General features: G+C 65.2%; 16 protein-coding genes. 12 read left to right on the forward strand and 4 right to left on the reverse strand.

What is annotated here, in order from left to right; translation table 11 throughout:
* Positions 1–123: 123 nt before the first annotated feature.
* Together HNH97_RS11640 and HNH97_RS11645 are read right to left on the reverse strand one after the other, a co-directional pair.
* A complete protein-coding gene (locus tag HNH97_RS11640) occupies positions 124–621 on the reverse strand; it encodes a peroxiredoxin (RefSeq protein ID WP_110912215.1) in 498 nt (165 codons plus the stop codon).
* Positions 622–738: 117 nt separating this feature from the next.
* The gene (locus tag HNH97_RS11645; RefSeq protein WP_171791001.1) at positions 739–3801 is read right to left on the reverse strand and encodes a bifunctional [glutamine synthetase] adenylyltransferase/[glutamine synthetase]-adenylyl-L-tyrosine phosphorylase; all 3063 of its coding nucleotides are present in this window, start codon (positions 3799–3801) and stop codon (positions 739–741) included.
* A 68-nt stretch (positions 3802–3869) separates the two neighbouring features.
* Here HNH97_RS11645 and HNH97_RS11650 point away from each other — a divergent pair, with 68 nt between their 5' ends.
* Together HNH97_RS11650 and HNH97_RS11655 are read left to right on the forward strand one after the other, a co-directional pair.
* Positions 3870–7223 (forward strand): DUF3971 domain-containing protein, encoded by a 3354-nt coding sequence (locus tag HNH97_RS11650; protein ID WP_216657642.1) that lies wholly within the window; start codon positions 3870–3872, stop codon positions 7221–7223.
* Between the two features lie 245 nt (positions 7224–7468).
* Positions 7469–8644, forward strand: coding sequence for an FAD-dependent oxidoreductase (locus HNH97_RS11655; protein WP_171791002.1), 1176 nt, complete (start codon positions 7469–7471; stop codon positions 8642–8644).
* A 119-nt stretch (positions 8645–8763) separates the two neighbouring features.
* Here HNH97_RS11655 and HNH97_RS11660 read toward each other — a convergent pair whose 3' ends face one another.
* Positions 8764–10065, reverse strand: a complete 1302-nt coding sequence (locus HNH97_RS11660) for an MFS transporter (protein ID WP_171791003.1) — start codon at positions 10063–10065, stop codon at positions 8764–8766.
* A 46-nt stretch (positions 10066–10111) separates the two neighbouring features.
* Positions 10112–11449 (reverse strand): dicarboxylate/amino acid:cation symporter, encoded by a 1338-nt coding sequence (locus tag HNH97_RS11665; protein ID WP_171791004.1) that lies wholly within the window; start codon positions 11447–11449, stop codon positions 10112–10114.
* A 263-nt stretch (positions 11450–11712) separates the two neighbouring features.
* Between HNH97_RS11665 and HNH97_RS11670 the strand changes: the two genes are divergently transcribed.
* The 10 genes from HNH97_RS11670 (at position 11713) to rplL (ending at position 24045) form a co-directional block, all read left to right on the forward strand.
* Positions 11713–12999, forward strand: coding sequence for a DNA recombination protein RmuC (locus tag HNH97_RS11670; RefSeq protein ID WP_171791005.1), 1287 nt, complete (start codon positions 11713–11715; stop codon positions 12997–12999).
* A gap of 88 nt (positions 13000–13087) precedes the next feature.
* The gene (locus HNH97_RS11675) at positions 13088–13789 is read left to right on the forward strand and encodes a response regulator transcription factor (RefSeq protein WP_171791018.1); all 702 of its coding nucleotides are present in this window, start codon (positions 13088–13090) and stop codon (positions 13787–13789) included.
* The gene (locus tag HNH97_RS11680; protein ID WP_110912108.1) at positions 13776–15233 is read left to right on the forward strand and encodes a sensor histidine kinase; all 1458 of its coding nucleotides are present in this window, start codon (positions 13776–13778) and stop codon (positions 15231–15233) included. The genes HNH97_RS11675 and HNH97_RS11680 overlap by 14 nt, the downstream gene beginning before the upstream one ends.
* 187 nt (positions 15234–15420) lie before the next feature.
* A complete protein-coding gene (locus tag HNH97_RS11685; protein WP_110912109.1) occupies positions 15421–18603 on the forward strand; it encodes an efflux RND transporter permease subunit in 3183 nt (1060 codons plus the stop codon).
* Complete coding sequence (locus HNH97_RS11690; RefSeq protein WP_171791006.1) at positions 18600–19895, forward strand: efflux RND transporter periplasmic adaptor subunit; 1296 nt, start codon at positions 18600–18602, stop codon at positions 19893–19895. Before HNH97_RS11685 ends, HNH97_RS11690 begins: the two co-directional genes overlap by 4 nt.
* Positions 19892–21520 (forward strand): efflux transporter outer membrane subunit, encoded by a 1629-nt coding sequence (locus HNH97_RS11695; protein ID WP_390669946.1) that lies wholly within the window; start codon positions 19892–19894, stop codon positions 21518–21520. The genes HNH97_RS11690 and HNH97_RS11695 overlap by 4 nt, the downstream gene beginning before the upstream one ends.
* A 106-nt stretch (positions 21521–21626) precedes the next feature.
* Entirely contained in the window at positions 21627–22061 is a 435-nt protein-coding gene (rplK, locus tag HNH97_RS11700) for a 50S ribosomal protein L11 (RefSeq protein WP_110094624.1), read from the forward strand.
* Positions 22062–22066: 5 nt separating this feature from the next.
* A complete protein-coding gene (rplA, locus tag HNH97_RS11705; RefSeq protein ID WP_110912111.1) occupies positions 22067–22762 on the forward strand; it encodes a 50S ribosomal protein L1 in 696 nt (231 codons plus the stop codon).
* A gap of 287 nt (positions 22763–23049) precedes the next feature.
* Positions 23050–23568, forward strand: a complete 519-nt coding sequence (rplJ, locus tag HNH97_RS11710) for a 50S ribosomal protein L10 (RefSeq protein WP_171791007.1) — start codon at positions 23050–23052, stop codon at positions 23566–23568.
* 102 nt (positions 23569–23670) lie between these two features.
* Complete coding sequence (gene rplL, locus HNH97_RS11715; protein ID WP_110094621.1) at positions 23671–24045, forward strand: 50S ribosomal protein L7/L12; 375 nt, start codon at positions 23671–23673, stop codon at positions 24043–24045.
* The last annotated feature ends 101 nt before the right edge of the window (positions 24046–24146 follow it).

Here is a 24146-nt window from a genome sequence, read left to right on the forward strand (position 1 = left end):
GCCCATGGCCTACGGGCCGCCGCCCCCGCCCCCGCCGCAGGTCGGTTATGGTGGCTATGGCGGGGGATATTACGGGCCGCCGCCCTACTGAACCTGCATGGGGCGGGTGCGGCCCGGCCGTCCTCAGCCCCCGGCGTGCAGGGCGTTGACGGCCTTCATCACGGCGGCGACATGGCCCGTCACCTTGACCTTGCGCCATGCCTGCACCAGGCGGCCCTGCGCATCGACGAGGAAGGTGGCGCGCTCGATCCCCATATAGGTCCGGCCGTACATGGATTTTTCCACCCACACGCCATAGGCCTGCGTGACTTCGCCCGTCGCGTCGGAGGCCAGCGGGAAGGACAGGCCCTGCGCATCCGCGAATTTCTCGATTGCGGGCATGTCGTCGCGTGACACGCCGATCACGGTGACGCCTTCCTTGCCCAGCGCGTCAAGCGCCTCCTGAAAGCCGCATGCTTCCTTGGTACAGCCCGAGGTATTCGCCTTGGGATAGAAATACAGGACGAACGGCTTTCCACGCAGCGCCGACAGGCTGACGCGGCGGCCACGGCTTGCGGCCATGTCGAAATCGGGTACCGGCGCGCCGGGTTCGGGAAAGACAGGGGGTGAAGTCTCATTCATCACGAAATGCCTTTGAAATTCATCCTGGGGAAAATCATCGTGGGGCGGATGGGCGGGACCCACCCGTCATGCCACCGTGTTTGTGTGGGGCTTTGCGCCGTTGCGCAACGGTTTCCTTCATGCCTCGCCCCGCGTGTCGCCAATGGCGGGCAGGGGGGCGATCAGGCGGCAGAAGGCGTCGCGCACATGGCGCGCCATGTCGTCCATGCGCGCAAGCATGTCCGCCCCGTCACGGGCGTCGAGTTCGCGCATCATGATCTCCTGCGCCGCAGGGGGCAGGTGGTCGGGGATTTCCGTGCCCATCAGGATGCGCAGCATGCCCTGCGCCGAACGCCAGAACAGGTCCGCGCGCCGCAGCATCCGCGCGTCCGCGGCCGACAGCATCCCCGCGCGCGCCAGTCGCGTGAAGGCCACCCGCGTGCAGGGCGAGCGCGCGGCGGGACGGGCGGCAAGCAGTTGCAGTCCCTGCGCGATGAATTCCACCTCCATCAGGCCCCCGGCCCGGCGCTTGATGTCCCATGGCCCCTGTGGCGGCAGGTCGCGCATCAGGCGCGCGCGCATCGCCCGGACATCCTCGCGCAGTGCCTCTGGCGTCATGGCGCGTCCGGTGCCGGGTTCCCCGTCAAGCGCCGCGTCGATCGCCGCGCGCAGGCGGCGGGCCAGTTCGGGCGGCCCCGCGACGATGCGCGCGCGCGTCAGGGCCATGCGCTCCCACGTCCAGGCGGATTCCGCGTGATACCGCCGGAAGGAGGACAGCGAGACCGCGACCGGTCCCTTCGATCCCGACGGGCGCAGGCGCATGTCGGCCTCATACAGCGGGCCTTCGGCCCCCGGCGCGGTCAGGGTGGCGATGAAGGCATGCGCCAGCCGCACGAAATAGGTGCCCGCCCCCAGCGGGCGCGCAGCAGGCATTCCCGCGCGGCGTGTATGTGGCACCACGCTTTCCACGACATCGTCGGGGTGGTCGAATACCAGCATGAGGTCAAGGTCGGAGCCGGGCATCATCTCCCGCGATCCGGCCTTGCCCATCGCCACCACCGCCATCGCCCCGCCCGGCACATGGCCGTGGCGCGCGCGGTGTTCCGTCGTGACGGTGCGCAGAAGCCCGCGCATGACCGCATCGGCCATCGCGGTGCGCACGCGCGCGGTCCGGTCCTCGGTCATGCGATGTTCGAGCCGCGCGACGGAGAGGCGGAATTCCTCCCCGCAGACAAGGCCGCGCAACACCGGCAGCAGGCGTTCCGGCCCCGCCGCCTGGGCCACGGCCTGCGCCACGTGCTGGCGCACCAGCGCCACGGCGGCGCGGGCCGTGTCATCCGTGCTCTCGATCATGCTGGCGTCGAGCAGGCCGTCAAGCGCGGAGGGCGCCTGCGCCAGATGGTTGGCCAGGAACGCAGAACCGTCGAGCACGGTCATGATCCGGTGCACCAGCGCGGGATTGCGTTCCAGCAGCGACAGGAACTGCACCCCCGCCCATTGCCGTTCCAGCAGCGAGTCAAAGCGGCGCAGCACCGTCAGCGGATCGCGCCGCGCCCCGATTTCGCGCAATATCCCCGGCAGCAGGCGGCGCAGCAGCATCCGCGCGCGGTCCGAACGCAGCGCGCGCAGGCGGTTGGTGTCCCAGCGTTGCAGGATGGCGCGCGCATCATCGAGCGTCGCGGCCGCGAACCCCGCCTGTTCCAGCCGCTCGCCAAGCTCCGCGTCCTCTGGCGCGATGGTCTCGTCCGGGCGGCCGGGTTCGGAGAACTGCTGTTCGAAGATGCGGCGCGACTCCTGCATGGTGGGCAGCATGGCGCGGGCAAGGGCGGGGCCGTCCGCCTCGTTCATGAAAATGGCGAACTGTGCGAATCTGTCGGCGGTCTCGGGCAGTTTGTGCGTCTGGTGGTCGGCGCGCATCTGCAGGCGGTGTTCGACCTGTCGCATCATGTGGTAGTTGCGAGACAGGATTGTGTATTGCGCATGTGTGATCAGGTCCGCCTGCGTCAGGCGCCGCAGCGCGCCCAGCGTCGTGGGGTCGCGCAGGTCCGGCCTGCGCCCGCCCCAGACCAGTTGCAGCGCCTGCGCCACGAACTCCACCTCCCGGATGCCGCCCTGTCCCAGCTTCACGTCATGGCCCAGCAGCCAGTCGCGCATGGCCAGGGCGCAGGCGGGTGTGCCGCCCGCCACGTCAGGCAGTCCGCCACGCCCGGCATTCCGGTGCCTGTCGATGCGTGCTTTCATGTCGTGGATGTCGTCAATCACCGCGAAATCAAGATGACGCCGCCAGACAAAGGGGTGGATTGCGGCAAGGAAACGCTGCCCCGCGGCGATGTCGCCCGCGACGGGGCGCGCCTTGATCATGGCGGCGCGTTCCCATGTGCGGCCCATGCTTTCATAATAGGTGATGGCCGTGGGAAACGAGACGGCCAGCGGCGTGGCCGACGGGTCGGGGCGCAGGCGCAGGTCAGTACGGAAAACGTAACCATCTGCATCGCGCGCTTCCATCAGGCCGACAAGGTCGCTAGTCATGCGGACGAAGATACGCCGCAGGTCCTCGTGTTCGGGGTGGCAGGCCGGGTCGTAAAGGACGATCAGGTCGATATCGGAGGAGTAGTTCAGTTCCCGCGCGCCCAATTTCCCCATGGCCAGGACAACGAAGCCACTGCCGCGCGCAGGCTCGTCCGGGTCAGGCAGAACCAGACGGCCCGCATCATGGGCCGTGCGCAGCAGATGTCTGACCGCGACCTGCAGGGTCGTTTCGGCCAGGTGGCTGAGCGCATGCGTCACCTGCTGCAGCGACCATGCCCCCCCGATATCCGCAAGTGCGATCGTCAGGGCGGCATGGCGCTTGGCCGTGCGCAGGGCATGGGCAATCGCGTGGCGGGACTGTCGTGGCGATTCGGCGCGCACATCGGACAGGGTGGCGCGCATGACGCTGTCCGGCCCCTCGCGCAGCAGGCGTGCGAAGAGGTCGGTATCGCGGCGCGCAAGGTCCGACAGGTAGGGACTGTTGCCCCCCATCGCGGCCACCATCGCGGCGACGGGCGGCATGGCCAGCCACGCCGCATCCAGCCCGTGTTCACCAAACGCGCGCTCCATGTCCTCGTGCAGCAGCGCCGCGCCGCGTGCATCGGCCGGCGCGGGCCATGTACAGGCGCGCCATCCGCGATGGAGGTCGGGGGCAGCAGGGGGGTGGGACATCCGGGACAACCTGGGCAGCAATGGCGATGTGATGGCGCACGATCGCGCCGGGGCGCAGCGTGGACGCCATGAAGCACGACGGTCAAGACACCCCCCCGCTGTCGGCCACGCCCCCCGATGGGCCGGACGGGGCGGCGGATGATGCGCCGGGTGGTCGGCTGCGGCTGATCGGGCTGCGTGTGCTGCGCGTGCTGGTCTGGACGATGCTTGCGTGCATCGTGGTGCCTGCGGTGCTGCTGCTGGTGCTGACGCTGCGCCTGTCGGCAGGGCCGATCGACGTGACGCCGGTGGTGCGGATGATGACGCCGCTGTCGGTCCTGCATGGGCCGGGGACGGACCGGCGGCAGGGACGCCTGACGGTGCAGCATGTGCGCATCGGCTGGAACGCGCTGCATGCGGGCATACGCACCCCGCTGGATGTCTGGGCGGATGACGTGGCGATCATGAGCGCCAATGGCACCATCGCCAACAGCATCCATCACGGGCATGTCGTGCTTGACACGCCTGCGCTGGTGCATGGGGACGTGGTGCTGGAACGGCTGTCGGTCAGTGACGTCCATCTGGCGCTGGCGCGCAACAGGTCGGGGGATATCGGGCTTGACCTTGGCCCCGGCACGCCGGAGGACAGCACCCATTCCCATGGCGGTTCGGTGAACCTGTCGCTGCTGCGGCGGATCATCGTTTCCGACGCGCAGGTGAAATTCAGCGACCAGATATCAGGGCGCACATGGCAGACACGCGATGCCTCCGCCAACCTGCATGTCCTGTCCTATCAAGGCCAGATCGGGGCCAGCGGGTCGGTCGGCTTCATGCTGGAGGGCAATGGCAAGCACCTTGTCCTGCGCGGCGAAGGACAGGAAGCAGCGCCGGGAAACATTAGCTGGACCGTGAAACTCGATCCCGTCAGTCCCTCCGCCTTCGCCCCGGGACAGAAGGAGGTCGCGCCGCTCGACCTGCCGGTGGGCGGGACGCTGCAGGTGTCGCTTGCGGCCGGGGGGGGCGGGCAGTTCATGGCCCCGCGTACGCTGGGGGCCTATCTGAAGGTCGGCAACGGCACGGTGGTCACGCGCCGCAACGGCACGCTGCTGGTCGGTGACGGGCAGGCCCACCTTGTCGCCTCCTTCGACCCCGGCCCGGCCGATGCGCCGTTCGATGGCCCCATCCACGCAACGCTGGAGAAGATGGTCGTGCACCTGCGTGCGCCGGGCCATCCGGCGGATGACGGCAGCGGGCCGACGCTGACGGCCACCGGCAGCCTGCATGCGTCCTCCGTGCTGCATCCGCGTGATATCGGCATCGGCGTCTCGGCCGAGGCGCTGGCCCTTGATTTCGCGACACTGGGCGATTTCTGGCCGCCCGGCGCGATGAAGGGCGCGCGGCGCTGGGTGACGACGAACATCACCAAGGGCCATGTCAGCGAACTGCAGGCGCGTATCGGGATGGTCAGCCATGATGGCTGGAACGGGCTGGACCTGACATCGCTTGCCGGTGACATCCGTGCGGAGGGGATGGAGCTTTACTGGCTGCGCCCGATCCCGCCCCTGCATGACATGGACGCCCACCTGACGTTCGAGGGACCGGACGAGATCGCGATCAGCTTCGGCCATGCCTACCAACTGGTGGACCGCACCGACCGCCACGTCAACGCGACCGGCATAGGCCGGATCGAGGTCGGGCCGGGCTCCATGCTGATCACCGGCCTGATGAAGAAGATCCAGATGGGGGACATCAACACCACCCTGCAGGGCAATGCGCGCGATATCCTTGCCCTGCTGGCGGAGCCACGGCTGAACGTGCTGTCGCGCCACCCGATGAGCTTCACGTCCCCGTCGGGCAAGGCCAACGTGTCGCTGCATATCGCGCTGCCGCTCGATGCGCATGTCAAGCTGGCGCAGATCGACCTGCGCACCCATACCGACCTTGCGCAGGTGCATCTTGGCAATGTGGTGATGGGCCGTCCGCTTGATGGCGGGCGCTTCGGGATCGACGCCTCCATCGACGGGCTGATGCTCAAGGGGACGGGGAACCTGTCGGGCATCCCTTCCTCCATCCTCTATACGATGGATTTCCGTTCCGTCCCGTCGGACCGCGCGGTCGAAAGTGCGAGCGTGCAGGGATACCTGACGCCGTCCGGCCTGCGCCGCGCGGGACTGGACATGGGGGATCATTTCGGCGGCAGCGCGGCGCTGGATGTGGATTATGACCGCTATCCCGGGGGCAAGGCGCAGGTGGACATCGACCTCGACCTCAAGCGTTCGGCCCTGACCATCCCGATCTGGAGCAAGCAGGTGGGCGAGGACGCCAATGCCTCCGTCGTCATCAACCTCGACCACGGGCATGTCGCCTCCATCGAGGACATCCGCGCGGCGGGGCCGGAACTGCTGATCGACGGGCATGCCGAAACGGCGGAGGGGATGGGCAGGCGCCTGATCCTGCACGGGTTCCGCGTGGGGCGGTCGAACGGCAACGCCATCATCACCATCCCGGCGGGGGAGAAGGAACCGTATGGCGTGTCGGTCGCGGCGCGCGTGCTCGACCTGTCGCCGCTGCTGACCTACCAGCGCCAGAACGAGAAGGCGGCCGATGGTGCCGCCGCCGCAGCGCAGGCCAAGGGATATCACATGCCCGAGGCCGCCACCGGCCGGGTGAAGAGCGCACCGGGGCATAGCTGGAACATCAATGTCGATGCGCGCACCGTTTTCTATACCAAGATGCAGTCGATCCAGGGCGTGCGCAGCCATCTGGAGGATGACGGCGTGCGCCTGACGCGCGGTTCGTTCTCCATGACCGGGCCGACCTCCGCCTCCGCCACGCTGACGCCGCGCGGGCAGAGCAGGGTGCTGTCGATGCATATCGCGGACCTTGGCGCGCTGCTCAAGGACATGAAGCTTGGGGACCGTATGGAGGGGGGACAGGTCGATCTGGAAGGGTCGTTCGATGACCAGGACGCCAGCGCGCCCTTTTCCGGCGAACTCACCACCGGGCCGTTTGTCCTGCGGCAGGTGCCCGCCGTGGTGCGGATGGTCAACAATGCCTCCATCTATGGCTGGCTGAAGGCCCCGCATGCGCCTGAATTCGAGGTCGAGCATGTCACGATGCCCCTGACGTTCCGCGACGGGGTGGTCAACATCACCGATGGCCTGGTCAGCAATGCCTCGCTCGGGGCGACGGTGGCGGGGCGCATCAACCTCGACAAGGCGACGCTGGACCTTGACGGGACGATCATCCCGGCCTTTGCCGTCAATGCTGCCCCCGGCCATCTGCCCGGCGTGCTGGGATGGCTGTTCAGCCCGGAAAAGAACGGCGGCGTGGTGTCGGCGACGTACCAGATCAACGGGTCGTTCGATAACCCGAGCGTGCACGTCAATCCGTATGCCCTGCTGCTGCCCGGTTTCCTGCGTGACCTGACCCACATGCACTGATCCCCGCGGGCAGCGGGGAACGGGCATGGGGAAATCATGCAGAAGTTTCTGGTGAAGCTTTTTTCAGAAAGCTTCAAATAACGTCGCCTTTTTGAAAAAAAGCGGCATGCGGAAACTTTTATTTTTTTATCAAAATGGTATTTCAGGAACAGTCTTTAAAACCTTGATCCACCGGTTTTATCGATCGGCCAGGTCCGTTCTGGCGGGTCATGTTTTCATATTGCCTGAAAGAAGTGTTCCCTTTCATGACGCGTCTTTTTCATCGTCGAAAAGCCCTGATGACCGCGGCCTCGCTGGCGGGACTGTCCGCCCTGCCGGGATGCGCGGGTGCGCGTTCGCGCCGCCATGACCTTGATGCCGATGTGCGCCACATCCCGGTCATCCGGGCGCGCAACGACCGGATCGACCGCATCACGGTCTGCCTGCGTCCCTTCCGCGCGGCGGGACCGCGACTGGAGGTCGAGCAGGTCGGGCGCAAGTCGGTCGTCCATAATTACGGCCACGGGGGCAGTGGCTGGTCGCTGTCGTGGGGGACGGCGAAACTGGCGGTGGAGCGTGCCGCCATCTCCTCCGGGCAGAAGGTCGGCGTGATCGGCTGCGGGGCGATCGGCCTGACAACGGCCATCGTCGCACAGCAGGCGGGCGCGCAGGTCACGATCTATGCGCAGCAGACGCCGCCCTTCGTGCGTTCGGCCCGTGCCTCGGGAAGCTGGACGCCGTCCTCGCGCATTGTGAAGACCAGCGAGCTGACACCCGAATTCGCCGCGCGGTGGGAACAGATGGCCCGCTATTCCTTCTCCTGCTACCAGAACCTGCAGGGCCTGCCGGGCAATCCGATCGAATGGGACACGTTCTATGGCCTGAAGTCGCGTGACGCCCAGCCGACGCCGCCCGATCCCATCGGCTTTGCCGAACTGGGCGATCGTCTCCGCGACATCGAACTGCAGGGCAACCGGGTTCCCGTCCATGACAGCCGCCTGCCCTATTGCGAGGTGCTCAAGCAGCCGAACCTGATCTTCAACGTCACCACCTATGCCGACTACCTCATGCGGCAGTTTTTCGAGCGTGGCGGCAAAATCCGGACCATGACGCTGCATCACCCGTCGGAACTGACGGCCCTGCCGGATCCCGTCTTCATCAACTGCACCGGCTATGGCGCGCGGGCGTTGTGGAATGACGAGAGCATCATTCCGGTCCGCGGGCAGATCGCATGGCTGATCCCGCAGCCAGAGGCGCTGTTCAGCATGGAATATGAAAATGTCTATGTCGTCTCCCGCCGTGACGGCATCGTGGTGCAGTGGCAGGGCGAGGACATGGGGCATGGATATAATCGGACCGATGAAACGCCCAATGTGGATGAGGCGCGCAGGGGCGTTTCCATCATCAACGGTCTGTACAAAAGCATGGGCTATAACGTCTGAATCCGGACCCATCCGGTTTTGACAGGATAAAGTAATAAAAGTTTTTGGGTGCCGCCTTTTTTCAAAAAGGCGGCGTTCTTTCGAAGCTTTTTGGAAAAAGCTTCACCAAAAACTTTTACTCATGCCTCCGGCGTGATGCGGTCGCGTGATGGCAGCAGGAATAGCACCGTCAGCAGCGAACAGGCGATGCAGCCCGTGACATACCAGTAGAACCAGTCCTCGTGCCCGGCCTGCTTGAACCACAGGGCCACATATTCCGCCGTGCCGCCAAAGATTGACACCGTCAGCGCATAGGGCAGCGCCACGCCCAGCGCACGGATGCGCGCGGGGAACAGTTCCGCCTTCACCACCGCATTGATCGAGGTATAGCCCGAAATGCACAGCAGCGCCGTCACCAGCAGCCCCAGCGCCACGGCCGGGGAGGACGCATGCGCCATCGCATGCATCAGCGGGACGGTGACGATGCAGCCGATGATCCCGAACGACAGCAGCAGCGGCCGACGCCCGACCCGGTCCGACAGCGCGCCAAAGATCGGCTGCGCCAGCGCGAAGACCGCAAGGGCGGTGGTGGAGATGACGGTCGAGGCTTCCTTGCTCAGTCCCGTCGTGTTGACGAGGTATTTCTGCATGTAGATGGTGAAGGTATAGAACGCGACCGTCCCGCCAAGCGTCAGGCCACAGACCGCCATGACCTCCCGCGGGTGATGAAGCAGCACGCGCAGGCCCCCCTTGGCCGCCGGGTCGCGGGTTGCGTGGCTGAACTGTTCGCTCTCGACCATGCTGCGCCGGAACCACAGCACCGACAGCGCCAGCAGCGCGCCGATGCCGAACGGGATGCGCCATCCCCATGCCCCGATCTGCTGCGGGGTCAGGACCGCGAACTGCAGCACCAGAAGCACGACGAGGGCCAGCAACTGCCCCGCCACCAGCGTGACATACTGGAAACTGGCGTAAAACCCGCGCTGCGCAGGAGGGGCGATTTCCGAAAGGTACGTGGCGCTGGCCCCGTATTCCCCGCCAAGGCTCAGCCCCTGTACCAGCCGTGCGAACAGCAGGATGGCAGGGGCGCATACGCCGATGCTGTCATAACCGGGGCACAGCGCGATCGTCAGCGACCCGACGCACATCGCCAGCACCGAAAGGCTGAGCGCGAAGCGGCGCCCGTGGCGGTCGGCCACCAGCCCCATGATCCATCCCCCGATCGGGCGCATCAGGAACCCGATGGCAAAGATCGCCGCACTGCGCAGCAGTTCCGCCGTCTGGTTGCCGTGGGGAAAGAACGCATGGGCGAAATACAGCGAAAACGCCGCATAGACGTACCAGTCGTAATATTCGATCAGGTTGCCCGAGGAGCCGGCGATGATGCTGTGTATCCGCTGGCGGGTGGTCAGCGGGACATGGGGCAGGGGGGTGATTTCCATGTAGGTCCGAACTGCTTTTGTGCGTCTGGGAGAGGGGAAAATGGGATCAGGCGTTATGCGCACCGGAGGTCAGGACCGGGCGGTCGGCCTCGTCCTCGGGGATGCTCCCGCTCAGCGCGGCATGCAGGCGCTGCGTGTCCAGTTCGTTTTCCCACCGCGCCAGCACGATGGTGGCCACCGCATTGCCGATGATGTTCGTCAGGGACCGGCATTCCGACATGAACCGGTCGATCCCCAAGATCAGCGCCATGCCGCTGACGGGCACGTCGGGCACCACCGCAAGGGTCGCGGCCAGTGTCACGAACCCCGCCCCGGTCACGCCCGCGGCCCCCTTGGAACTGACCATCGCCACAAGCAGGAGGGAGACCTGCTGCCCCAGTCCCAGATGCACGCCGGTCGCCTGCGCGATGAACAGGGCGGAGAGCGACATGTAGATGTTGGTGCCATCAAGGTTGAAGGAATAGCCCATCGGCACCACCAGGCCAACGACGGACGGGGCGCAGCCTGCGTTCTCCATCTTGGTCATCAGCGTCGGCAGCGCGGATTCCGACGAACTCGTGCCCAGAACGATCAGCAGTTCCTCACGCAGGTAGGCCAGCAGCGGCAGGATGCGAAACCCGTTATATCGCGCCACCAGTCCCAGCACGACCACGATGAACAGCGCCGAGGTGGCATAGAACGTGACCACGAGGAAGGCGAGGTTGAGCACCGATCCGATGCCAAAGCGCCCGATGGTGAACGCCATCGCCCCGAACGCCCCGATCGGGGCCGCCAGCATCACCAGTCGCACGACGCCGAAGACGAGTTCGGTCAACTGCTTGAACAGCGACAGGATCGCATGCCCGCGCGCGCCCATGTGCGACAGGCTGATGCTGAACAGGATCGCGATCAGCAGCACCTGCAGGATATCGCCCGAGACAAAGGCGCTGAGCACGGTATCGGGGATGATGTTCAGCACGAACCCGCTGAAGGAATGGTCCTGCGCGCGCGCCACGAACGCGGCGACGGCATGCGTATCCATGCTCGACAGGTCGGCATGCACGCCAGCACCGGGACGCACGATGTTGGCGACCAGCATCCCCACCACCAGCGCAAGGGTGGAGAAGGTCAGGAAATAGACCATCGCCTTGCCCGCAAGGCGCCCCGCCTTGCCAAGGTCCGACAGGCCCGCGACCCCGGTCACCACCGTCAGGAAGATGACCGGCGGGATGACCATCTTGACCAGCCGGATGAACCCGTCGCCAAGCGGCTTGAGCGCGGTTCCCGCATGGGGCCAGAAATGGCCGACCGCAATCCCGGCGACAACCGCGACGATGACCTGGAAATACAGGCTCCGGAACGGGGAGCGCCGCTGGGGCGCGGGTGGCGGGGACACGTGGATCATGGGGGTGGAGCCTTGGTGAGGAAACAGGTCCGGCCATGCCGGGAAATGGGCCGGGGAAATGGGTAAGGGATGCAGCCTATCGTGCCCGTGGCACATCGGGGATTGAAAAACTGGTGACCGGCCGGGGCGCGGGGTCACGCCCGGCATAGCATGAAGATCAGATATTCCAAAAATGTATGGTCGGCCTGTCATAACTGCATTACAGGCTGCGGACATGGTTTGTTCTTTTGAACGGGCATAACGGCCCTGGGGGGATACCTGATTTGTTCGATACGCTGACCACGATCGCGATATGGGGGGCCGCGCTGGGATCGGGGCTTGCGTGCCTGCTGCTGCTGGCGCTTCTGGCGCAACTGCGCCAGCGCGAGGGCGGGCAGGGGGAGGAAGACCTGCTGGCGCGGCTGTATGTGATGATGGAGCGTGAAGGCAGCGCCCGCATGGCCGATGCCGAAAACCAGCGCGCGCGGCTTGCGGAAATCGAACGCGTCCTTACCTCCCGGATCGAGCAGCGCCATCAGGACACGTCACAGGGCCTGGGCCGCATCGCCAATATCGTCAGCCGCGAGATGGGGGAGATGCGCCTGAACCAGTCCGAGGCCCTGCGCACCATGGCCACCGACAGCGCCAGCCAGCTTGAGGCCATCCGCCTTGCGGTCAATGAACGCCTGCACGAGGCGGTGGAGCGGCAGATGCAGACCTCGTTCCAGCGCGTGCTCGAACAGCTTTCCGCCATGCAAAAGGCCATGGGCGAGGTCTCGGCCATGACCGCGCAGGTAGGCGACCTCAAGCGGCTGTTTTCCAACGTCAAGACGCGCGGTGGCTGGGGGGAGGCGCAGTTGCGCGCCATCCTTGACGACGTGCTGCCCGAAGGCGCGTACGAGATGAACTGCCGCCTGAGCGACAAGAGCCGCGACGTGGTCGAATTCGCCGTGCGCATGCCGGTCAAGGCGTCCGTGCCGCCCGTGCTGGCGATTGATTCGAAATTCCCGACCGAGGCGTACGAACGCCTGCTGCAGGCGGTGGAGGACGTCAATCCCGACGCCGAACGCGCCGCCCGCCGCGCGCTGGAGACCACCGTGCGCATCGAGGCGCGCAAGATCGCCGCCAAATACATACAGCCCCCCGTCACGGTGGAATTCGCCGTCCTCTACCTGCCGACCGACGGGCTGTATGCGGAGGTCGCGCGCATTCCCGGCCTGATTGACGAAATCGGCCGCACCAGTCGCGTCATCATCATGGGGCCGGGCCTGATGCCCGCGATGCTGCGCACGATCCACCTCGGCTATGTCACGCTGGCGCTGGAGAAGCGGACCGATGACATCGCCCGCCTGCTCGGTGCGACGCGCCAGGAAATGCTGCGGATGGACGGCGTGCTTGAAAAACTGGCGCGCAACGCATCGGCCATGACCAGTTCGATTGACGAGGCCCGGCGTCGTACCGGCATCGTGACACGGCAGCTTCGCGACCTTGACACCGCCTCGTTCGTTGGGGACATGACGGACGATCCCGCGCACCACGAGGCCCCGCCCGTGGCCGCTCCCTTCGAGTGAAAGGGATTTTAATAGGCGCACGCCGTCCTCCTCGCCCATAGTCGGAGCTGTCATGATAGGTCCAAACACCCCTGATCGCGTTGAAAACATGCCGTCCCCGGCCATGGCCGCCGGACCGAGCGTGCTGCTGGTCGAAGATGACGTGAAGATCGCGCAGGAAGTGGTGGAGGAACTCGAAAGCCGCTGCTTCCGGGTCCGGCACGAGGTTTCGGGCTCGCAGGGGCTGGAGGTCGGGCTTTCGCATGAGTTCGACGTGATGATCGTCGATCGCATGCTGCCCGAACTCGACGGCCTCAGCCTGATCGAGACGCTGCGCGAACGCCGGGTGCGCGCGCCGGTACTGGTCCTGTCCGCGCTGTCGGCGGTCGATGACCGTGTCAGCGGGCTGAAGGCCGGGGGCGACGATTACCTGACCAAGCCGTTCGCGATGGAGGAACTTGCCGCACGGCTCGAGGCGCTGCTGCGCCGTCCCAACAACTCGCGCGAGACGATGCTCCATGCCGGGCCTCTGACGATGGACTTGATCGAGCGCACCGTGACGCGCGACGGGGAACCGATCGAACTGCTGCCGCGTGAATTCCGGCTGCTGGAATACCTGATGCGCCGGCCCGACCAGGTGCTGACGCGCAACATGCTGCTGGAGGATGTGTGGAATTACCGCTTCATCCCGCAGACGAACCTTGTTGACGTGCATATCGGCAAGCTGCGGCGCAAGGTGGATGAAGCGGGCGCTCCCTCCCTGATCCAGAGCATACGCGGCGCCGGGTTCATGCTTCGTGTTTCTAAATGAACTGTTCCGGACCGCGACATTCCGCCTGACGCTGGCGGTGGTCGCGGCCATGATCGGGTCGGCCGCGTTCCAGTTCTTCCTCGGCTACAGTCAGGCCACGGTGTTCGAGGCACGGCGTTCGGACACGCTGCTGTACCGCGAGGCCGCCCTGCTGCAGACCGAAAGCGCGGAGGACCTGGAGCGCAAGGTCCGCGACCGTGCGACCGATGACCTGCGTGTCATCATGAATGTCACGACGCTGTTCAGCGGGGACCACCGGTATATCGTGGGCGACCTGCATGACTGGCCCGACGGGCTTGTGGCGGACGGGCATGTCCATGAAATCAACATCCAGCCCCCCGCCAGCGCCCTGCAGGCCAGTGGCGCATCCAGCAGCGGCACGCCTGCTGCGGACCATTCGCCCGGCGTGCTGCGCATGCTCGCGGTGAACGTGCGCGGCGGGCGTGTCCTCGTGCTGGGGCGAAGCTGGCACATGCGCAGCGAACTGCGCCTGATGATGCGCCATTCCCTGCTGGTCTCCATCGTGCCGACGGTGCTGTTTGCGCTGATGACCGGCATCGTGCTCAGCCACCGCGCCCTTGCCCGCGTCAAGGACATGCACGAGGCGATCGACCGCATCATGGAAGGCGACCTGCACGAACGCCTGCCCGCCGGCCGGCAGCGCGACGACCTGCAGCGCCTTGCGGGCAGCGTGAACAGGATGCTCGACCGCCTCGAACGCCTGATGGACGAGATCCGCGACGTCGGCAACGACATCGCCCATGACCTGCGCACGCCGCTGACACGGGTGCGCGCGCGCCTCGACCGGGCGCGCTCGGCCGGGCATTCGGCGGAGGCGCTGCGCAATGTCATCGCACGCGCCATCGACGACCTTGACCAGTCCTTCGCCGTCATCACCGCGCTGTTGCGCATTGGCGAGATCGAGAATGGCCGCCGCCGGGTGGGGTTCGGGATGGTGGATCTCGACAGCCTTGCCGACGACATCATCGACCTGTACGAACCCATTGCCGAAAGCCGGGGGATCATGCTGGCGCATGTGCGCGGGCAGGGGGTGGGCGAGGTCCTTGGCGATCGCGACCTTCTGATCGAGGTGCTGGCCAACCTTGTGGACAACGCCATGAAGTTCACGCCGGAGGGCGGGCATGTCACGATCCGCACCGGCGGGGACGCGCAGGGCGTGACGCTGGAGGTCGAGGATACGGGAATCGGCATCCCGCCGGAGGAACGCCGGGCGGTGACCGGACGTTTCTACCGGTCCGACAAGAGCAGGCACGTCCCCGGAAGCGGACTGGGGCTGAGCCTGGTGTGGGCGATCGTGCAGCTTCATAACGCCAGCCTGCGCATTGGCGCCGCGCGGTGCGACGCCAGCCTGCCGGGTGCGGTTTTCACCATATGTTTCGCCCCCGTGGCGCATGCGCCACCCCCGCCCGAGGAGGTGGCGTGACGACATTAAACAGAATTTTCATTTGTCTGGGGCGTTCCCCATTTTAACACGAAATGAGGGACGGAGAGATTATGACGATGCATGAGCAAGCCTTGCCGGGCGCACGCAATGGGGAAAACCCATTCCTGCCCGCAATGGAAAACGCCACCGGCGACCGGACTCCAGCGCCGGAGGTAGCAACCCGCGCATGAATGGTATCGTTGTTACCGCGCTCAAGCGGCCTTACACGTTCGTCGTCCTGTCCATCCTGATTGTTGTCTTTGGCGTGCGCGGCCTGCTGCGCACCCCCACCGACGTCTTTCCCAGCATCAACATCCCCGTTGTCGCGATCTGCTGGACCTATACCGGCCTGATGCCGGAGGACATGTCCGGCCGCGTCGTCTATTATTACGAACGTGCGCTGACCGCGACGGTCAACAACATCGAACATATCGAAAGCCAGTCCTATTACGGGCGCGGCATCGTCAAGGTGTTCTTCCAGCCCGGGACCGATACCGCCGTCGCACAGACGCAGATCACGTCCGTGTCCCAGACGGTCATCAAGCAGATGCCCGCCGGCATGACCCCGCCGCTGGTGCTGACCTACAACGCGTCCTCCGTCCCGGTGCTGACGCTGCAGGTGTCGTCTGATTCGATGACCGCCTCGCAGATCTATGACATGTCGTCCAACCTGATCCGCCCGGCGCTGGTGTCGGTGGCGGGGGCGGCCATTCCCAATCCCTATGGCGGGCAGCCGGGCAACATCATGGTCGACCTCGACCAGACGAAGCTGCTGGCCCACGGCCTGTCGGCCACCGATATCGGCAACGCGCTGGGCAAGCAGAACATCGTGCTGCCCGCCGGTGACCAGCAGATCGGCGCCTTCGACTACATGGTGCAGACCAACGCCTCGCCCGAGGAGATCGACACCTTCAACAACATGCCGATCAAGCAGGAGGGCAATTCCGTCGTCTACCTGCGTGACGTGGCGTGGGTGCATGCGGGCGGGCCGCCGCAGACCAACATGGTGCTGGTCAAGGGGCACCAGGCGGTCCTGATCGTCATCATGAAAAGTGGTGACGCCTCCACCCTGTCGGTCGTCAGCGGGATCAAGGCGTTGCTGCCGGGCATCATAAAGACGCTGCCGGCGGGGGTGAACATCACCGTGCTGGGCGATGCCTCCACCTTCGTGAAGGAGGCGGTGCGCGACGTGGTGCAGGAAATGGGCACGGCGGCGCTGCTCACCAGCCTTGTCGTGCTGCTGTTCCTGGGGTCGTGGCGATCGACGGTCATCATCGCGACCTCCATCCCGCTGGCGATGCTGTGCTCGGTCATCGGGCTGGGCATGGCGGGGCAGACGATCAACGTCATGACGCTTGGCGGGCTTGCGCTTGCGGTGGGTATCCTCGTCGATGACGCCACCGTCATGATCGAGAACATCGACGCCCATCTGGAGATGGAGAAGGATCTGGAAACCGCCATCATCGACGCGGCGAACCAGATCGTCATTCCCACCTTCGTCTCCACATTGTGCATCTGTATCGTGTGGATGCCGCTGTTCCAGTTGACCGGGGTCGCGGGCTGGCTCTTCATGCCGATGGCCGAGGCGATCATCTTCGCCATGATCGCCTCCTTCATCCTGTCGCGCACGCTGGTGCCGACGATGGCGAAATACATGCTTGCGGCCCAGGTGGCGGCGCACCATGCGCTGGCCACCGGGCAGGTCGCCCCGTCGCAGAGCATCTTCGCGCGGTTCCAGCGCGGGTTCGAGGCGTATTTCGTCCTCTTCCGCAACCGTTACCGCGCCATCCTGATGCACCTGCTGGCGACACGCAGGCGCTTCGTGCCGCTGTTTTCACTGGTGGCGTTTTCATCGCTGGGGCTTCTGTTCTTTGCGGGGCAGGACTTCTTCCCCGAAATCAATTCCAACGCGCTGTCGATCCACATGCGCGCGCCGCTTGGCACCAAGATCGCCGAGGCGGGCAAGATCTCCATGCTGGTGAATTACGAGATCGAGCGCCTGCTGCCCGGCGAGGTCGAGGGCATCGTCAATAACTGCGGCCTGCCGTTCAGCCCGCTGAACCAGGCCTTCATCCCCACGCCCACCGTCGGCACGCAGGACTGTGACCTGACGGTGACGCTGAAGGACGAGGAAGCGCCGGTCGCGAAATATCGCGGCATCCTGCGCAAGGGACTGGCGGAGAAATTCCCCGGGACCGAGATCACCTTCATGCCTGCCGACCTGACGGCCAAGATCCTGAATTTCGGCCTGCCCGCGCCGATCGACGTGCAGGTGTCGGGCCGCAACCTGTATGGCAATTTCGACTTTGCGGAACACCTTGCCGCCCGCCTGCGCAAGATCACCGGCGTGGCCGATGTGTCGGTGCAGGAACCGATGAATACGCCGACCCTGCGCGTCAATGCGCGCCGGACCTATGCGCTGGGCACCGGCCTGACGGAGGCGGACGTGGCGAACAACGCCCTGGCCGTGCTGTCGGGCAGTGGCCAGGTCTCGCCCACCTACTGGCTGGACCCCAAGACCGGGGTGTCGCATCTGGTGGATATCCAGACGCCGCTGCAGTTCCTGCAGACGATGAACGACCTGGAGACGATCCCCATCGACCGGGGCGACGGCAACCCGCAGGACCTGCCGCCGCAGATCCTCGGTGGCCTCAGCCAGATCGTGCAGACCGGCACGCCGGGGGAGGTCGCGCATTACAACATCATGCCGGTTTTCGACATCTATGCCACGAACGAGGGGCTGGACCTTGGCACCGTCTCCCGCGAGGTGACGCGCGTGGTCGAGGAGGAGCGCAAGTCGCTTCCCCGCGGGTCGAGCCTGTATGTCCGCGGGCAGGCGACGACCATGAATGGCGCCTATACGCAGTTGATATCCGGCCTCGCAATGTCGATCCTGCTGGTCTATCTGATCATTGTCGTCAATTTCCAGTCGTGGCTTGACCCCTTCATCATCATCACCGCGCTGCCCGGCGCGCTGGCCGGGATCGCGTGGGCGCTGTTCCTGACGCACACCGCGCTGTCGGTGCCGGCGCTGACGGGGGCGATCATGTGCATGGGCACCGCGACGGCGAACTCCATCCTTGTGGTGGCCTTCGCGCGGGAGCGGATGGACCTGCACGGCGATGCGGTCAAGGCCGCGATCGAGGCGGGATATGAACGTATCCGCCCGGTGCTGATGACCGCGTCGGCCATGATCATCGGCATGCTGCCCATGTCGCTGAGCAATTCGCAGAACGCGCCGCTGGGCCGTGCGGTGATGGGGGGCCTGATGGTCGCCACCTGCGCCACGCTGCTGTTCGTGCCGTGCGTGTTCGCGCTGATTCATTCAAGAAAATCCAAGACCACGACTGCCGAGGGAGAACGCGCATGACGGGCGCCGATGATATCAAGGGCCAGCGCGGGCGCGGCAGCAGGATCTGGGTCGGGCTGGGGGTGGTCGTGGTGGCCGTCATCGTCGTCGGCGGGATCGTCGAACGACGCATGCATGTCGAAAGCCTGAGCCGGCAGACCGCCGACGCCGCCATCCCGCGCGTGCAGGTGATCGAGCCCGAACACGGGCCAAAGACCCGCACGCTGGACCTGCCGGGCAATATCTCCGCATGGTACCAGGCCCCGATCTATGCGCAGGTCTCGGGCTATGTGCAGATGTGGTACAAGGATATCGGCGCGAAGGTGAAGGCGGGCGAGATCCTGGCCACCATCGACACGCCGGGACTTGATGCGCAGTACGCCGCGTCAAAGGCCAATTTCGACGTGGCCATGGCGCGTTACAAGCTGGCGCAGATCACGGCGAAACGCTGGAAGGCGCTGCAGGGCACGCAGGCCGTCTCGCAGCAGGAAGTCGATGTGCAGGCCGCCAATGCCGAAGCGCAGGCCGCCGAGGTGGAGGCCGCCCGGCACGAGGTCTCCCGCTATGCCGCGCTGATCGGGTTCAAGCAGATCGTCGCTCCCTTTGACGGCGTGGTGACGGCGCGCCTGGCCGACGTGGGCGATTATGTCAACGCAGGCGGCGGGGACGTGTCCTCCCACGGGACGGCGAGCGAACTGTTCAGCGTGGCGGACGTGCACCGCATGCGTGTCTTCGTGTCCGTGCCGCAGGATTATGCCGACATCATCGGGCCGAAGCTGACGGGTGACATTACCGTGCCGCAGTATCCGGGGCGGGTGTTCAAGGCGAAGTTTCTGGCCACGGCAAAGGCGTTCAACGCCTCCACCCGCACCGTGACGACGGAACTGGTGGTTGATAACGACAAGCGCGAACTGTGGCCCGATTCCTATGCCACCGTGCATTTCACGGCGCCCGGCGACCCGGATATCCTGATCCTGCCCGAAGGCGCGCTGCTGTTCCGTGCGCAGGGCATGCAGGTGGCCGTGGTGGACGACCATAACCGCATCAGGCTGCGCAATGTCACGGTGGGGACGAACCTTGGCACCAAGGTGCAGATCCTTGCCGGGGTGGGGCTGCATGATCGCGTGGTCAACAACCCGTCCTCCGGCCTGCTGGAGGGGCAGGAGGTGTATCTGGTCGGCTCCACCCCCGGATATAACGATGTGGGTGCCTCGGCGATGGCCAAGGCCCCGACGTCCGAGAACACGAAGGATGATGATGTCCGGGCCATGCCGTCCGACCAGGGAACGACGGATGCCGGGGCGCGCCGATGAGGGGCAGCTTCATGTGGATGCGCGCGCGCCACCGGTCGATGCGCGCGGCCTGCCTTGCCGGGTGCGCGATCATGGCCGCGGGCCTTGGCGGGTGCGTGGACCTCGCGCCGAAATACAAACACGCACATTACCTCTACCCCGACAACTGGCAGGGGGAGGGGATCATGCATTACGGCGTCCCCGCCGATGGTGCGCCCCGTGGGGACTGGTGGACGGTCTTCAACGATCCGCTCCTCAACCAGCTTGAGGAACGGGCCGGGCACCTGAATCCCGACCTGCAGGCGGCGGCGGAAACCTTTACGCAGGCACGTGACCTGTCAGCGGAGGCCGCGTCGGAGCTTTATCCGCAGATCAGTGGCGATGCCGGGGCGTCGAACAACCAGGCATCCCAGCATCGTCTGTGGCGTGGTGCGGGATCACAGGGCCCGACCTACATGTCATCGCAGCAATGGGGGGCGTCCGTCCGGTGGGAGCCGGATTTCTGGTCCGCGATCCGTAACCGCAAGCGCATGCGCCAGCAGCAGGCGCAGGCATCCGCCGCCGACTTTGCCGTGGCGCGGCTGAGTATCCAGTCCGAACTGGCGAACGATTACATGCAGTTGCGTGGCATGGACGCGCAGCATGCGGTGTATCAGGATTCGATCCGCTATTATGAAAAGGCGGTGCAGATCACCCAGATGCGTCAGGCCGGCGCGATCGCGGCGGGCATCGACGTGTCGCGCGCACAGACGCAGCTTTCGGCGACGCAGGCGTCCGATACCGACCTTCTGGCGCGCCGTGCGGTGATGGAACATGCGATCGCGGTGCTGGTGAACGTCTCGCCCTCGGCGTTCCATATCACGCCGACATCCGAAATCCGCTTCCCCAAGGTGAAGATCGCCACGGGCATTCCGTCCACCCTGCTGGAACGGCGTCCCGATGTCGCCAGCGCCGAGCGTAACATGGCGCAGGCGAACCGCGCGATCGGCGTCTCGCGCGCGGCGTTCTATCCCCATGTGACCTTCAGCGCCATGGCCGGGTTCATGGATAATGGCTTCACCCTCGATAAGTTCGCCAACGGCATGTACAACTATGCCGCGCAGGCCGTGCTGCCGCTGTTCCAGGGCGGGATGCGGCGCGCCGAACTGCAGCGGAGCTGGTCGCAGTACCGCCAGGCGGAGGACCGTTACCGCGCCACCGTGCTGGCCGCCTTCAAGGATGTGGAGGACGGGCTGAGCCTGACCCATGACCTTGATGTCGAGACCGCGCAGGAAGGTGCGGCCGTCAAGGCGTCGCTGCGCACGCAGAACATGACGATGCAGCTTTATACCGGTGGCCTGACCAACTATCTCGACGTGGTGGTGGCGCAGGTGGCGGCGCTGACCGCACGTATTGCCGAGGTGCAGGTGGAAACCCGCTACATGCAGGCGCAGGTCGAACTGATCCGCGCGCTTGGCGGGGGCTGGGATACCAGCCAGTTGCCCAACCACAGGCAGATCCGCCCGTTCGGCCCGCTGCAATATTCCCACCTGCGGATTCCAAAGACGGCCGGCGGCGTGAACGTGGACAATGGTCCGGAGTCGAAAGACCTCCAGATGCCTGCCCTGTCGGGGCAGGGGTTGACAGCACCCCCGAATCAGCGGTAGGTGCCCGCCTCTTATCGGAACGCGGGAGGTCCCTTGCCTTCGCCAGGTCATGGCGGGGGTGACCGCCTGAACCGCGGTCCGGGTGAAACAGTCAGGAGCCCCGGATATGGCCAAAAAAATCGTTGGCTACATCAAGCTGCAGATTCCCGCCGGCAAGGCGAATCCCTCCCCGCCGGTTGGTCCGGCCCTTGGTCAGCGCGGCCTGAACATCATGCAGTTCTGCAAGGAGTTCAACGCCAAGACGCAGGGTATGGAACCGGGGATGCCCATTCCCGTGGTCATCACGGCCTATGCCGACCGTACCTTCAGCTTCATCACCAAGACCCCGCCGAACACGTACTTCCTGATGAAGGCCGCCAAGATCAACAAGGGCAGCTCCACCGTCGGAAAGGCCGCGACCGTCGGCAAGGTGACCATCGCGCAGCTGCGTGAGATCGCCGAGGTGAAGATGAAAGACATGAACGCCAATGACATCGACGGCGCCGTGCGCATGCTGAGCGGTTCAGCGCGCTCCATCGGCCTCGACGTGGTGGAGGGCTAAAGTCCATGGCAAAGAACAAGCGTCTGGCCGCCGCGCGCGCCAATGTTGATTCGACCAAGGCCTATGGCCTCGACGACGCCATCTCCCTGGTGAAGCAGGGCGCGAAGGCGAAGTTCGACGAGACCGTCGAAATCTCCATGAACCTTGGTATCGACCCGCGCCATGCCGACCAGATGGTCCGTGGCCTGCTGTCGCTGCCCAACGGCACGGGCAAGACCCTGCGCGTCGGCGTGTTCGCCCGTGGCCCGAAGGCCGAGGAAGCGAAGGCCGCCGGTGCCGATGTGGTCGGTGCCGAAGACCTCGCCGAAAAGGTGCAGGCTGGCGAGATCGAGTTCGACCGCTGCATCGCGACGCCGGACATGATGGCGCTCGTCGGTCGCCTGGGCAAGATCCTCGGCCCGCGTGGCCTGATGCCCAACCCGAAGCTGGGCACCGTCACGATGGACGTGAAGGGTGCGGTCACGGCCGCGAAGTCCGGTCAGGTCGAATACCGCGCCGAGAAGGCCGGTATCGTGCATGCCGGCATCGGCAAGGCGTCGTTCGACGAAGCGAAGCTTGCGGAAAACATCCGCGCGTTCGTCGATGCGGTGCAGAAGGCCCGTCCCACGGGCGCGAAGGGCACCTACATCAAGAAGGTGTCCCTGTCGTCCACGATGGGACCGGGTGTGCATCTGGATGTGGCGGCGCTCGTCGCATCCTGATGAAGGATTGTCCCGCCCCTGACGGGGTGGGATGAAAAGGGAATGGTCCGCCCGGCGGGCCATTTTCCGAACCTGTCCATGACCGGATGCGGCCCTGTGCCTTGATTGTCCTTCGCCAGAGGGACGGCAGCCGGAAGACGGGGATGCCGGATTACAGGCGCATGTCGCCTGACACTGGTTGTTCCGTTTGCAAAGGACAGGCGAACCGGGGCATGCCCATGCCGGGCGGGCCCCAAGGGTAAACCCAATCCGTCAGGTTTCCTGATGGATTACGATGGAGACGGGATTTGGACCGTACGGAGAAGCGGGAGTTTGTTGCCTCCCTCGCGACCGTGTTCGCCAAGACGTCCATGGTCATTGTCACCCGTAATGACGGGCTGAATGTGGCTGATGTGACGGAACTTCGGCGGCGTGTGCGCGCGGCCGGAGCGACTTACAAGGTCGCGAAGAACCGGCTGGCCGATCTCGCCCTGGCAGGGACCCAGTTCGAAGGCATCAAGCCGCTGCTGAAGGGGCCGACCGCGATTTCGTGGGCGGATGAACCCGTGGCCGTGGCGAAGGTGCTGGTCGAGTTCGCCAAAACCAACGAAAAGCTTGTTCTGCTCGGCGGATCGCTTGGCTCCCAGACACTGAATGTCGAGGGAATCAAGGCGCTGGCGGAACTGCCGTCCCTGGACGTGCTCCGGGCGCAGCTGGTGGGGCTCATCTCCACGCCGGCAACGCGCATCGCGGGTGTGCTTCAGGCACCGGGCGGACAGCTTGCGCGGGTTTTCGGCGCCTATGCCAAGACGGGCGAGGCAGCCTAGCCACCCATGTCCCGGTGCGCCGGGATATCAACAAAATGGCACTTTCCCGAAATTTCGGGATTGTATCACGCCAACCAGTGTATAAATTAGGAAGACTGAATCATGGCCGATCTGAACAAACTTGTTGACGAACTGTCCGCTCTGACCGTTCTCGAAGCTGCCGAGCTGTCCAAGCTGCTGGAAGAGAAGTGGGGCGTTTCCGCTGCTGCTCCGGTTGCTGTTGCCGCTGCTGCTCCCGGCGCTGCTGCTGCTCCGGCTGAAGAGAAGACCGAGTTCGACGTCGTGCTGACGAAGGCTGGCGACAAGAAGATCAACGTCATCAAGGAAATCCGTGGCATCACGGGCCTGGGCCTGAAGGAAGCCAAGGACCTGGTCGAGGGCGCGCCCAAGACCGTCAAGGAAGGCGTCAGCAAGGATGAAGCCGAGAAGATCAAGAAGACCCTTGAAGACAACGGTGCTTCTGTCGAAATCAAATAAGATGTATCCTGTCAGCATTCCCGCTTGCGGATGTTGAGATGATATTCAGGTGAGGGTGGAGATCTTCTGATCTCCGCCCCCTTGGGCGTTACAGGCACCCT

Source organism: Gluconacetobacter entanii, assembly GCF_013155425.1.
Taxonomy (GTDB): Bacteria; Pseudomonadota; Alphaproteobacteria; order Acetobacterales; family Acetobacteraceae; genus Novacetimonas; species Novacetimonas entanii.